Annotated in this window: 12 protein-coding genes; 7 read left to right on the top strand and 5 right to left on the bottom strand. The window is 63.7% G+C overall.

Features of this window, described 5'->3' with window-relative positions; all coding sequences use genetic code 11:
* Positions 1-104 precede the first annotated feature (104 nt).
* The 4 genes from blaOXA (at position 105) to FJ430_RS18185 (ending at position 5,045) form a co-directional block, all read left to right on the top strand.
* Positions 105-917, top strand: a complete 813-nt coding sequence (blaOXA, locus tag FJ430_RS18170; RefSeq protein ID WP_140707975.1) for a class D beta-lactamase — start codon at positions 105-107, stop codon at positions 915-917.
* A gap of 150 nt (positions 918-1,067) precedes the next feature.
* The gene (thrS, locus tag FJ430_RS18175) at positions 1,068-3,041 is read left to right on the top strand and encodes a threonine--tRNA ligase (protein ID WP_140707973.1); all 1,974 of its coding nucleotides are present in this window, start codon (positions 1,068-1,070) and stop codon (positions 3,039-3,041) included.
* 83 nt (positions 3,042-3,124) lie between these two features.
* Complete coding sequence (locus FJ430_RS18180; RefSeq protein WP_140707971.1) at positions 3,125-4,066, top strand: lysophospholipid acyltransferase family protein; 942 nt, start codon at positions 3,125-3,127, stop codon at positions 4,064-4,066.
* Positions 4,067-4,217: 151 nt separating this feature from the next.
* A complete protein-coding gene (locus tag FJ430_RS18185; RefSeq protein ID WP_140707969.1) occupies positions 4,218-5,045 on the top strand; it encodes an outer membrane protein in 828 nt (275 codons plus the stop codon).
* Between the two features lie 13 nt (positions 5,046-5,058).
* On the opposite strand, the gene FJ430_RS18190 is transcribed toward FJ430_RS18185, so the two are convergent.
* Complete coding sequence (locus FJ430_RS18190; protein ID WP_140652364.1) at positions 5,059-6,024, bottom strand: hypothetical protein; 966 nt, start codon at positions 6,022-6,024, stop codon at positions 5,059-5,061.
* 283 nt (positions 6,025-6,307) lie between these two features.
* Here FJ430_RS18190 and FJ430_RS18195 point away from each other — a divergent pair, with 283 nt between their 5' ends.
* Together FJ430_RS18195 and FJ430_RS18200 are read left to right on the top strand one after the other, a co-directional pair.
* Entirely contained in the window at positions 6,308-6,892 is a 585-nt protein-coding gene (locus FJ430_RS18195; protein WP_140707967.1) for a nitroreductase, read from the top strand.
* 73 nt (positions 6,893-6,965) lie between these two features.
* Entirely contained in the window at positions 6,966-7,640 is a 675-nt protein-coding gene (locus tag FJ430_RS18200) for a methyltransferase family protein (protein ID WP_140707965.1), read from the top strand.
* A 104-nt stretch (positions 7,641-7,744) separates the two neighbouring features.
* On the opposite strand, the gene FJ430_RS18205 is transcribed toward FJ430_RS18200, so the two are convergent.
* Both FJ430_RS18205 and FJ430_RS18210 read right to left on the bottom strand, forming a co-directional pair.
* Positions 7,745-8,626 carry an HpcH/HpaI aldolase/citrate lyase family protein gene (locus FJ430_RS18205; protein ID WP_140707963.1) on the bottom strand — a complete coding sequence of 294 codons (882 nt, stop codon included), beginning with the start codon at positions 8,624-8,626 and terminating at the stop codon, positions 7,745-7,747.
* Positions 8,626-9,078 (bottom strand): MaoC family dehydratase, encoded by a 453-nt coding sequence (locus tag FJ430_RS18210; protein WP_140647835.1) that lies wholly within the window; start codon positions 9,076-9,078, stop codon positions 8,626-8,628. The genes FJ430_RS18205 and FJ430_RS18210 overlap by 1 nt, the downstream gene beginning before the upstream one ends.
* Before the next feature lie 152 nt (positions 9,079-9,230).
* Here FJ430_RS18210 and FJ430_RS18215 point away from each other — a divergent pair, with 152 nt between their 5' ends.
* Positions 9,231-10,352 (top strand): DUF2336 domain-containing protein, encoded by a 1,122-nt coding sequence (locus FJ430_RS18215; RefSeq protein WP_140647834.1) that lies wholly within the window; start codon positions 9,231-9,233, stop codon positions 10,350-10,352.
* A 14-nt stretch (positions 10,353-10,366) separates the two neighbouring features.
* Here the strand turns inward: FJ430_RS18215 and FJ430_RS18220 are convergent, their stop codons facing one another.
* Both FJ430_RS18220 and FJ430_RS18225 read right to left on the bottom strand, forming a co-directional pair.
* On the bottom strand, positions 10,367-10,804 hold the full coding sequence (locus FJ430_RS18220) for a VOC family protein (RefSeq protein ID WP_140707961.1): 438 nt from the start codon (positions 10,802-10,804) through the stop codon (positions 10,367-10,369).
* A gap of 81 nt (positions 10,805-10,885) precedes the next feature.
* Positions 10,886-12,967, bottom strand: a complete 2,082-nt coding sequence (locus FJ430_RS18225; RefSeq protein ID WP_140707959.1) for an FUSC family protein — start codon at positions 12,965-12,967, stop codon at positions 10,886-10,888.
* Positions 12,968-13,002 lie beyond the last annotated feature (35 nt).

Genomic DNA, 13,002 nt, shown 5'->3' on the forward strand with positions numbered 1-13,002 from the left:
TAGGGTTAACGCGAAGCTGCACGAACACTGCGAATTTGAGACAAAATCGAGACAAGTCGCCTCGCTAAGCCGCTCCCGCAATCTCATTCCGGAGTGACTTCGCCATGCGCCAGATGGACCGCTATCCTTTCATTTTCGCCATCGTCCTCTTCCTTCTGGCCTGGATGCTGGGCTTGCCGGTGCGGGCGCAATCGGCGCCGCTCGACGATATCCGCTGCACGCTGATCCAGGATTCACGGAGCGGCGAAACGCTTTACCAGGACGGCGTCTGCGACCACCGCGTCAGTCCGGCCTCGACGTTCAAGGTGCCGCTCGCGCTGATCGGCTACGATTCCGGCATTCTGAGCGATCAGCACACGCCGAGCTGGGACTACAAGCCGGAATTCAAGGCGGCGAAGCGTGACCAGAAGACCGTCGATCCGACGATCTGGGAGCGCGACTCCATCGTCTGGTACTCGCGCGAGATCACGCGGCGTCTCGGCGCCGAGAAGTTCGCCTTCTATCTGTCGAAATTCGGTTATGGCAACGAGGACGTCTCGGGCGATGCGGGCAAGGACAACGGGCTCACGCAATCCTGGATAAATTCCTCGCTCGAGATATCGCCGGTCGAGCAGACGGCGTTCCTGCGCCAGCTGCTCGCAGGCAAGATGCCGGTGTCGGCGAAGGCGCATGAGATGACCAGGGCGATCCTGCCGACCTTCGCGGCAGGAGACTGGACCGTGCAAGGCAAGACCGGCAGCACAAGGCTCGGCCAGGACGGCAAGCGCTCGCTCGGCTGGTTCGTCGGCTGGGCGGAGAAGAATGGCCGCCGCATCGTATTTGCAAGGCTGGTCGTCGATGCCAAAAGGACCGATAAGCCGAAAGGCCTCGCGACGCGGGCGGCGTTCCTGAAGGATTTGCCCGACCTTATCAAATAGAACGGCTTGCGGCTTTACGGCGGCGGAAACTCCTCATAAAAGACTGCCGCTGCCGGACGCCTCCGGCTAACCCTCTGCATGCCGCAACGCATCCTGCGGCATGCATTTCACCACCCGCGCTCGTTTGCGGGACTGGATAGGAGAACCCTGATGCCGAATTCCGTTTCTCTGACATTTCCCGATGGTTCCGTCCGCGAGTACGATGCGGCGCTGACCGGCGCGGGTCTTGCCGAATCGATCTCCAAGTCGCTGGCCAAGAAGGCTGTCGCCTACAGTCTCGACGGCACCGTTCGCGATCTTTCCGATCCGCTCGGCACGTCCGGCAAGGTCGAGATCATCACCCGCGAGGATCCGCGCGCGCTGGAACTCATCCGTCACGACACGGCGCATGTGCTGGCAGAGGCCGTGCAGGAGCTGTGGCCGGGAACGCAGGTGACGATCGGGCCGGTGATCGAGAACGGGTTCTATTACGACTTCGCGCGCAACGAGCCGTTCACGCCGGACGATTTCCCGGTGATCGAGAAGAAGATGCGCGAGATCATCGCGCGCAACAAGCCGTTCACCAAGCAAGTGTGGTCGCGCGAGAAGGCGAAGAAGGTCTTCGCCGACAAGGGCGAGCGCTACAAGCTCGAGCTGATCGACGCCATTCCGGAAGACCAGGACCTCAAGATCTACGCCCAGGGCGACTGGTTCGACTTGTGCCGCGGTCCGCACATGGCCTCGACCGGGCAGATCGGCAATGCCTTCAAGCTGATGAAGGTGGCGGGCGCCTATTGGCGCGGTGACTCGAACAATCCGATGCTGACGCGCATCTACGGCACAGCCTTTGCCGACCAGGCGCAGCTCGAGGCCTACCAGACGCTGCTGGAAGAGGCGGAGAAGCGCGATCATCGCAAGCTCGGCCGCGAGATGGACCTGTTCCATTTCCAGGAAGAGGGGCCGGGCGTCGTCTTCTGGCACGCCAAGGGCTGGAAGATGGTGCAGAACCTGATCAACTACATGCGCCGCCGCCTCGACGAGCACGGCTATCAGGAGGTCAACGCGCCGCAAGTGCTGGACAAGAGCCTGTGGGAGACGTCGGGCCACTGGGGCTGGTATCGCGATGCGATGTTCAAGGTGACTGTCGCCGGCGACGACACCGACGACGACCGCGTCTTCGCGCTGAAGCCGATGAACTGTCCCGGTCACGTGCAGATCTTCAAGCATGGGTTGAAGTCTTACCGCGAACTGCCCGTCAAGCTTGCGGAGTTCGGCAATGTGCATCGCTACGAGCCGTCGGGCGCGCTGCACGGGCTGATGCGCGTACGCGGCTTCACCCAGGACGACGCGCATATCTTCTGCACCGAGGAGCAGCTCGCGGCCGAATGCCTGCGCATCAACGACCTGATCCTGTCGACCTATGCCGATTTCGGCTTCGACGAGGTCAGCGTGAAGCTGTCGACCCGGCCGGACAAGCGCGTCGGCACCGACGAGGCCTGGGACCACGCCGAGGCGATCATGAGCAACGTGCTGGAGACGATCCGCGCGCGCTCCGGCAACCGCATCAAGACCTCGATCAATCCGGGCGAGGGCGCGTTCTACGGGCCGAAGTTCGAATATGTGCTGAAGGACGCCATCGGCCGTGAATGGCAATGCGGCACCACGCAGGTCGACTTCAACCTGCCGGAGCGCTTCGGCGCCTTCTATATCGGCTCGGACTCGGAGAAGAAGCAGCCGGTGATGGTGCATCGCGCGGTCTGCGGCTCGATGGAGCGGTTCCTCGGCATCCTGATCGAGAACTATTCCGGCCATTTCCCGCTGTGGTTCGCGCCGCTGCAGGTGGTGGTGGCGACGATCACCTCGGATGCGGACCAATACGCCACCAAGGTCGTCGAGCGGCTGAAGGCGGCGGGGCTGTTGGCCGAGACCGACCTGCGCAACGAGAAGATCAACTACAAGGTGCGCGAGCATTCCCTGGCCAAGGTCCCTGTCATCCTCGTCTGCGGCAGGCGCGAGGCGGAAGAGGAAACCGTCAACGTCCGCCGGCTGGGCTCCCGCGACCAGGAATCGCTGAAGCTCGACGAAGCGGTGAAGCAGCTTTCCGACGAGGCGGTCTCGCCCGACCGCAAGCGTCGCGCAGCCTGATCTACCAGCACTTCCTAGAATGGCGGTGGCGTCTCCACCGCCATTTTCATATGCCTGTCACGCCAGCCTTGTAACGAGCCGCCATGCTCAAGTTGAAACTGCGGGAAAGACGATTTCCCGAGCTTTCCTACGCCAACCCGCATCAACCGGTGCTGACGCGCTGGTTCATCCATTCGGTCGAGGGCCTATCGGGTCGCGACCGCTTTGCCGTGCTCTACGACTTCTGGCGCCGCCAGGTGGTTCCCACCGGCGACCGGGTGTTCACCCGCATGCTGGAGTTGATCGACGTCAAGGTCCGCAACGCCGTGCAATGGCCGCCGGCGGCGCTGCCCGATACGCCGCTGGTCATCGTCGCCAACCACCCCTTCGGCATCGGCGACGGCATTGCCGTGCTTTCGCTTGTCGAGCAGTTGGGCCGCCCGTTCCGGGTCATGATCCATAAGGACCTGCTCAGGATCCGCGAGATGGAGCCCTATTCGCTGCCGATCGATTTTTCCGAGACAAAGGAAGCGCTGAAGAACAATATGGCGGTGCGCCATGAGGCCGTGAGGCTGTTGAAGAACGGTGTTACCATCGTGATCTTCCCTGCTGGCGGTGTCGCCACGGCGCCCAAGGTCTTCGGCCGCGCCATCGACCTGCCATGGAAGATGTTTCCGGCCAAGTTGGTTCAGGAGGCCAAGGCCTCGGTCATCCCGATGCACTTTTCCGGCCAAAACGGGCGTCTGTTCCACCTCGTCAGCGGTCCGATGAACATGGCCGAGCGCGACAACCGCGTGGCCAAGTTCATCGGCAAGGCATCGTTGACGCTGCGCCTTTCCCTGCTCATCCGCGAATTCGCCCGCCTGTCAGGCAGGACAATCGAGGTGCGGGTAGGCGACGTGCTGAGATGGAACGACCTCGAACCGCTGCGCGAGCGCAAGGCGCTGCTCGACCGACTCTACCGCGCGGTCTTCGACCTGGCGATCCCGGCTGCGCAACGCGGACGTGTGCCGTTCCTGCCGAAGCGGATGCGCAAGGCCGCCTGACGGACAAGCTCCGTCTTGGCGACATAGTCACCCTTGATAGCCATATTTTAGCTGTTGCTTTAGTAATTTATAGATATTCATACTGTGGCTTAATAGCCGCAGTCACAAGTTGCGCGATTTGCTATCAAAGGCTGGGTGGGGAGCTGAGCCGATGAATATCGCCAACACTATTGTATTGACGGGACTGGTCCTGGGTGCCGCAGGAGTTGGCATCAACTCCGCAATGGCCGGCGATGCGGCCCCCTCTTGGAGTGGCGCCTATATCGGCGCCAATATCGGCTATGGCTGGGATTCGGGCGACTTGGGTTTATTGTTGAAACCAGGGCCTGAACACGCACCGCCTGATTTTCCTATTGAAGACATTCAGGCGATTGTAGACGCTCTTAACGAGGCCGGTGCGTTTCCAACGTCGATGTCACCCTCCGCGCGCGGCGTCGTTGGCGGGGGCCAGGTTGGCTATAACTGGCAGCTGCCTTCCAACTGGGTCGTCGGCATCGAGGCGGATATTCAGGCGTCGGGGATAAAGGGCTCGGAGACGCAACTAAGGAGCCCCCAGTCTTTTGACCAGACAGATACGACCGTCAGCAAGAAAGTTGACTGGTATGGCACCGTGCGCGCCCGCGCCGGCTATCTCGTCGATCCGCAATGGCTGGTCTACGCGACTGGCGGTTTGGCCTACGGCAAGACCAATATTGTCTTCAGCACGGTCAATTTGCCTTCCATACCCGCGCAGAATCCCTGCTCCGAAGTTGATATTTGCGTAAACAGTTCGTCCGACAGCACCCGGTTGGGCTGGGCGTTGGGAGCGGGCGTCGAGACGATGCTGGCGCCCAACTGGAGCGTCAAAGCCGAGTACCTCTATGTTGATCTCGGGCGTCGGTCTTTTACAGCTCCCGCGACTGCTCCGGTGGATTTCAAAGTGTCGGCCAAGTTCCACGAGCAGACCGTTCGCATCGGCCTGAACTACCACTTCAACTGAGAGCCGGACCCGGTCAGTCCGCGCCTTCCTCCGGATCGATGGCGGACTGCTCATTGGCCACCACCTCGATTTCCTGGTTCTGGCCGGCAACGACCGTGAAGTCCTTCTGGTAGATGCGGTCGCGGTTCTTGGCGATGATGGTGTACTGTCCTTCGGCCAGCACCATCGAGGCGAAGGCGCCGACCGCTTCCTTGATCGGATCGCCGCTTTCGTTGAGCAGCGACCAGGACGTGTCGGCGATGGCTTCGCCGCCGGGCTCACGCACCAGCTTCATCGTCATCTCGGCGGCGCGGTGCTCGACGGTCGCCTCCGTCAGCTTGCCGGCCTCGACGCGGATATCGGAGCGGATCACGGCGTTGACCGCGCCATAGGTTGAGACGACATGGTAGGTGCCGGCATTCAGCCGCACCACGGTGTTCGGCGCGACGTCGGGGGCGATCAGCGCCCGGTCGCCATTGGCCGCGGCCGCGCCTTCATAGATCGAAAAGCGCAGTTTCTTCGACGGGATGGGCGCGCCGCCCGATGTCACCGCGTCGAGCTTCAAGCCGCCGGCATCGAGCACAAGGCTTTCGCGCCGGGCCTCCTTGCCGACGGTGATGCGCTTGGTGGCGCCGGCGCGTCCGTAGGAGGCATGGACGAGATAGCTGCCTGGGTCGAGCTGGAACACGGCCGTGCCGCCATGCGCGGACGCCACCATCGGCAGCTTGCCGTCGCTGGCGGGTTCCGGCTTGAAGACCCGCCAGACGATGCCGCGAGTGATGTCGGCGCCCTTGTCGGTCAACTGCGCCGACAGGGTGATGGCGCCGCCATTGCCGAGCGCCAGCGGCGCCCCGGCCTTTGGCGTCGCATAGCTCGAAATGCCTGGAAGTTTGATGTCGCCGACATCATTGGCGTTCTGGGCGAGCGCGAAGGAAACCGGCACCGCGAACAACGCAGCGACCAGTGCGATCACGAAAAGGCGCAGGTACCCCTCAAACATGCTTGCGTTGAAGCCCAAGGCGGTGGCAATTTCAAGGCCTAGAGCCGGATGATTTCAGGTCGAATTGACCTGAAATCTGAATCCGGCTCTAAGTCAAAGAAGTAGAGCATGATGTCGTCCGAAAACCGCTTCACACTTTTCGGCATCATGCTCTAGAAGCGCGTCGCCCGGCGCGGCAGCTTCTTATCCGGCGCAAAACGCCACCGCCCGAGCCGCCCGACCTCCCGATGGCGTGCTTCAGCTCCAAATTGAATGCTATTGAATGCTTAGGAGACTTGCGCCCATGGCGTCGCCGATCATCGACTTCCTGCTCACCCGTAATTCCGCGCCGATACCCGACCTCAAGGAGCCGGCGCCGAGCGATGCCGAGATCGCGACGATGATCGCGGCGGCCTCGCGCGTGCCCGACCATGGCAGGCTCGAGCCCTGGCGTTTCATCCTCTATCGCGGCGAGGCGCGGGTCGAGATCGGCCGGAAGCTGGCGGCGCTTGCCGAGCAGCGCGAGGGGCCATTGCCGGAAGGCCGGCGCAACCAGGAACTGGCGCGCTTCTCGCGCGCGCCTCTGGTGATCGGCGTCGTGTCGGTGCCGAAGGAGAATCCGAAGATCCCGCAATGGGAGATGTTCCTGTCGGGCGGCATGGCGGCCATGAACCTGATGATCGCGGCCAACGCGCTGGGCTATGGCACCAACATGATCAGCAACTGGTATTCCGATGTGGTCGAGGGCAGGGCGATCCTCGGGCTGTCGCCGCAGGAGCGCGTCATCGGCTTCGTCCATATCGGGTCGTATCAGGGGCCTGCGCCGGAGCGGCCACGGCCCGATCCGGCGAAGCTCTATGCCGATTACGCCGGTCCCTGGGCCGGTTAGGACCTTTTGGGATTTTCGCAGAACGGCTCGGCGGGCGGCCAATAGTGGCGGGGGACGTCACGGAAGGTTGGTCATGATCTCGAGATTGGTTCTCCAGACATTCGTATGGTTCGGCCTCATGGGGGCCTTGCTCTTCGTGTCGGCCGGTACGCTGCACTGGACCGGAGCCTGGGTGTACATAGTCGTGATGGTCGGACTGAGCCTGACCATGGGCGTGGCGCTCGCCCGGCGCGATCCAGGCCTGATGAACGAGCGCCTCCGCCCGCCGATCCAGAAGACCCAGACCGCGGCCGACAAGATCGTGCTGAGCATATTGCTTATCGGCATTTTCGCCTGGCTGGTCCTGATGGGGCTCGACTTCCGCTTCCGCTGGTCGCCAGTTCCCGTCTGGGTGCAAGTGATCGGTGCGCTGGTCCTGCTTGTCGGGATATGGGTCTGCTATCTGACGATGCTGGAAAACAGCTTTGCGGCGCCTGTCGTGAAGATCCAGGACGAGCGCGGGCAGAAGGTGATCACCACCGGTCCATACGGCTATGTCCGCCACCCCATGTATGCCGGCGCCATACTCTATTTCGCCGGCACGGCGCTGCTGCTTGGTTCCTGGTGGGGGTTGGCATCGGTCCCCGCCTTCATCGTCCTGCTCGCCATCCGCACCTTCATCGAGGAAAAGACCTTGCGGACCGGCCTGCGGGGCTATGACGATTACGCCGCGCGCGTTCGCTACAAACTGATCCCGATGGTCTGGTAGCGGTCAGGCGGAGCTGCCTGCCGCCCTAGAGCATTTCACCGTTTCCGTGAAACGGTGAAATGCTCTATCTCCTTGTTTTTACGCAATTCCGGACAGAAAACCGCTCACACTTTTCCTGGAATTGCTCTAGCGCGAGCCAGCAAACGTTCGGCCAGGCGCAGATGCGGCCGGTCGTACATCTTGCCGTCGATGCCGACGACGCCCGGGTTTCCCGCCGCCGCGAAGGCGTCGACGATCGCCTGCGACCGCTCGACCGCTTCGGCGGATGGCGTGAAGGCGGCGTTGATGACCGGCACCTGCGCCGGATGGATCGCCATCTTGCCGGTGAAGCCGTCGCGCTCGGCCTCGCGGCATTCCTTCTCGAAGGCGGCCATGTCGCGGAAATCCGGAAAGACGGTGTCGACAGCGGCGACTTCGGCCGCGCCGGCCGCCAGAATGGTCATGGTGCGCGCCAGGCGAAACAGGTCGGTGTAACGGCCGCCCTCGTCGCGGGTCGAGCGCGCGCCGATCGCGGCCGACAAGTCCTCGGCGCCCCAGGTCAGGCCGGCGAGCCGCGCGCTCGTTCCGGCATAGCTGGCCGCCGCCAACACGCCCGCCGCGGTCTCGGTGATGATCGGCAGGATTCTTATGGCGCCGTCCGGCAGCCCGTTTTCGGCCTCATGCACCCGGAGCTTCGCCGCCAGCTGCTGGACGTCCCGTCCGCTGTTCGACTTGGGCAGCATGATGCCGTCGGGCTTAGCAGGGACGAGTGCCGCGAGATCGGCGTCGGTGAGGCCGGTCGACAGGTCGTTGACCCGCACATAGATGGCGGAACCCGTCCGGTGTCTTTGGCTCGAAATGAACCCGGCCGCGGTCGTGCGTGCCGTTCCCTTGTTCGCGGCGGCGACGGAATCCTCAAGATCGACGATGACCACGTCGGCACCGGCTTCAAAACCTTTTTCCAGCTTCCGCTCGGAGTCGCCGGGTACGAAAAGCAGCGAGCGCATCAGGCCGCCTTCTTCAGCATCATCGCCTGCCTTGTGCATTTGGCGACGAGAACGGCATTTTGATTGTAGGCGCGATGCTCGAACTCGACGATGCCGCGGTCGGGTTTCGACTTGGACTCGCGCACGGAGACGACCGTCGTCTCGACCCGGATGGTGTCGCCGTGAAAGACGGGATGCGGGAACACCGTCTCCTTCATGCCGAGATTGGCGACAGTGGTGCCGACGGTGATGTCGTTCACCGAAATGCCGATCATCAGGCCGAGCGTGAACAGCGAATTCACCAGCGGCTTGCCCCATTCGGTCTTTGCGGCGAAGTCGAAATCGATGTGCAGGGGCTGCGGGTTCAGCGTCATCACCGAAAACAGCATGTTGTCGCTCTCGGTCACTGTCTTGCGCAGCGTGTGATGGAAAACGTGGCCGACGACAAACTCTTCCAGATAAAGCCCGGCCATGGTTCGATCTCCTCCAATGCACCTGCTTGATAGGCGTTGGCCGCGCCTCCATCAAGCCGGTTAAGAAACATGGTGAACCGTTCGTAAACCATTTCCAGCCTACCGTTGACAACGGGGCCGGGAACATCCCGGCGAGGGCGTAGCTGGTCGGCATGGTTGTTTCGCACTTTCTAAAATGGATTGATACGGCACGGGTTTCCGAGCGTGCCGCCGCCGCGAGCGCGCTGGCGCGTGCCTATATCAATTCCGATCTGCCGTTCGAGGATCGCTGCGCCGCCGAGGCGGCGCTCACGCTGCTTCTGGACGACGCTTCCTCCAAGGTGCGCCAGGCGCTCGCCGAGGCGCTGTCGATGAGCCATCACGCGCCGCCGCAGGTGATCAGCGCGTTGGCCGCCGACCAGCCGGAAGTCGCGGCGCTGGTTCTGGCGCGTTCGCCGCTGCTTACCGATGCCGATCTGGTCGAGCGCGTCGCCTGCGGCCAGAAGGCGACGCAGAAGCTGATCGCCAACCGTCCGGTCGTCTCGATGTCGCTGGCGGCGGCGATCGCCGAGATCGGCGAACCGGAGGCCTGCGCCGCGCTGGTCGGCAACAGCGGCGCCGAGATTGCTTCGCTGAGCTTCCGCCGCATGGCCGAGCGGCACGGCCACCTGCCGCTGGTGCGCGAGGCGCTGATCGCCGATCGGCGCTTGCCGGCCGACTGCCGGCACATGCTCCTGGTCAAGCTCGGCGAGACCCTGAAAGGTTCACCCCTGGTGCTGGCGATGATGGGTGCGGCGCGCGCCGATCGCGTGATGCGCGACGCCTGCGTGAAAGCCTCGGTCACGCTGATCGAGGGAACGCGCCTGGAAGAACATGCCGCGTTGATCGAGCATCTGAGGCTGCGCGGCGACCTCACGGCAAGCTTCATCATCCGCACCATCGCGCATGGCAAGGTGGACTTCTTCGGCTCGACGCTGGTGGCTTTGGCCCAACAGTCCGAGCAGCGGGTGACGGCACTTCTCGCTGGCGGGCACGACGTTGCGCTGCAGGCGCTGTTCCGCAGCGCCGGACTTGCGCCGGCCACGCATGCCATCATCCTGCGCGCGCTCAAGATCTGGCGCGAGGTCGCCAACGGCCGGCGTGTCGCCGGCGTGCAGGAAGTGAGCTGGCTGATGTTGAAGGAACTCGGCGGCCAATCCGCCGAGGGCGATCTTGCCGGGCTGGTGAAGTCTATCCACCTCGATGCCTTGCGGGAAAACGCGCGCGGGCACGCGCTGGCCATCGCCGCTGCCTAGGGCATATTCAAGTCTCAGCCGAGTTCCTGGGCGAGGCCGATGAGAAGCCCTTCAGGCCCGCGAATGTAGCAAAGCCGATACGCGTCCTTATACTGGACCACTTCGCCGACGAGCTCGGTGCCGCGCTTGCGGAGTCTCTCAAGCGTCTCGTCGACGTCGTCCACGGCGAACATGACGCGGAGATAGCCCAGGGCGTTCACCGGAGCGTTGCGGTGATCCGCGACGACAGGCGGTGTGATGAAGCGGGACAGCTCGAGCCGGCTATGACCGTCCGGCGTGCGCATCATCGCAGTCTCGACGTGCTGATCGCCGAGCCCGGTGACACGTCCGGCCCATTCTCCTTCGATCGTGGCTCGCCCTTCGAGTTCAAGACCGAGCTCGCGGAAGAATTCAATCGTCTCGTCGAGGTCCTCGACGACGATTCCTATGTTGTCCATCCGTTTGAGCGCCATGTGTCCAACCTAGAATGTCTCGACCAGCCTAACAAGAACCATTCCCGAACCGGTCTCACCTGAAACGGGGCTCCGAATTGTTCAGGCGCGACCCTTCGCAAAGAAATCCGGATAATCTTCCATCGCCGCGGCGATGACGCGCAGCGAGGCGGCGATCTGCAGCATTTCGAGCCGATCGCTGCGTTGGGCGATGCTGGCCGCATATTGCCTCGCCACCGCGACGGTCGCGGTCTGCGGCTCGCCCGGCCGTCTAAACAGCAATTCGCGCGCCAGGCCGCGCAGGAAATTGCCGATGGACTCGACTGTTTCGTGCGGGACGGCGGAGTTCAGTTGCGCGTGGCGCAGCCGCAGCACCTCCAGCCCGACGGTGACGGCCGAAATGCTTCCGCCAAGAATGGGATCGCCCTTGCGGCCCGTTTGCTGCACCTGCGGCATCAACTGGTTGATCCGGTCATAGGCGAGGCTTTCGAAGGCCGAGCGCCGGGGTATGCGCTCATGCAGGCAAAGCCGCGCCAGATCCTCGCGCATCGCCTGCGAGATACGCTCCACGGTGACCCAGGGGTCGGCGGGCAGCACGACGATGAAGACGCCGACGGCAATCAGGATGCCGACCAGGATCGACGCCGAGCCGGCGAAGAATGGCCCGGGATCGTAGATCATCTGCTGATGCGGGCTGAGGAAGGCGAGGAAGTTGATGGCGAAGGCGGTGGCGACGCCGACATGGCGGGGATTTGCCATGCCGAGCGCCGCGGGCACCAGGATCGGCACCACGAAGAGCGTGAACCAGCCGAAGCCCGGCAGCGCCGGCAGCGCGACCTGGCCGACCAGAAAGGCAAAAGGCAGCGCGATCAGCGTTCCGGTGAAGAAACCCCAGGCGGACTGCACCGGATCCGGGCGCGCCGCGAACAGGCTGGAGACGACGGCGACGAGGATGACGGTGCCGGCGGCTTCCGACCATTTGGTCGTCAGCCAGAAGATCGCCACGAGCAACGTCGCGAGCGCGGCGCGCACGGCGTTGCGCCACGCGGCCTGGTAGTCGCGGTGGACGACCAGCGCCGGCTGGCCTCGCTCGCTCGACTTCCGCGAGACGGGCGAGCGAAGCGCGTCAAGGCCGCGCATCACCTGCTTCAGCGCCTCGGCGAAATCGCCGGCAATGGTCAGGCGGGTGATGGTGCCGACCTTGTCTTCGGCGGTATCGCTGGAGCCGTCATCGTTGGGCAGGTCGGGCATCTCCCTGGCCTTGCTTGCGATCGCATCGAGCCGCGCCACCCAGGGGCCGGTGTCGTCGAGCGCGCCGGGTGTCGCCGCAAGTTCGCCGACGAAGGCCTTCAATTCGCTGCGCACGGGAATGAGCGCCGCGTTCTTCGGCCTGCGGTGGCTGTGCAGTGCGCGCGCCGCCGAAAGCGCCCACAGAAGCTGACCGATCGTGCGCCGCACCGGGTGGGCGCGGGTGGCGAAGCTCGGCGCTTCCAGGCGCGCATAGGTGCGCATCTCGGCAAGCGTCTGGGCATCGGTGATCAGCTTGCGCTGGAGTGCGGAGAGGCTTGCCGGATCGCCGTTGGAAAAGGCGCCGCCGGCATATTCGGCGAGGTCGAGGATGCTGCGTTTCAACCTGGAAATAATGGCGTCGGCCGCGAGCTTCGGCAGGATCAGCCGGCTGGTGACGCCGGCGCAGACGATGCCGAGCGCGATCTCCGCGCAACGGGCGACGGCGAGGTCGACGACAATATGCGGTTGTCCGAGGGCCGGCAGGCTGATGATCATCGCGGTATAGCCGGCAAGCGCGGCGCCATAGGCTTCCGGGTTGCGCAATAGCGACGAGACCAGCGTGCAGACGCCGATCCAGAGCGCCAGCACGCTCACCAACAGCCAGGGATTGGCGCCGAACAGCGATGTGATGCCGACGGCCGCCAGGCCGCCGGCCAGCGTGCCGAGCAGCCGGTAGAAGCCCTTTGCCAGCACCATGCCGGCGACCGGCTGCGCGACGATGAACACCGTCATCATCGCCCATTGCGGATGGTCGAGCTTCAGCGCGTAGGCGACAAGCAGCGCGATCAGTCCGGCCGAAACCGTGCGCAGGGCAAAAATCCAGTCCGAACGGGTCGGCTGCGTCAAACCGCTTAAGGGCGTCTCGACAAGCTCTTTCAACCGCGTCCAGGTCACATCGGTTCTCCGTGCCGGAGACTGTTATGGACCGG

It is taken from the genome of Mesorhizobium sp. B2-8-5, from assembly GCF_006440675.2.
Lineage (GTDB): Bacteria > Pseudomonadota > Alphaproteobacteria > Rhizobiales > Rhizobiaceae > Mesorhizobium.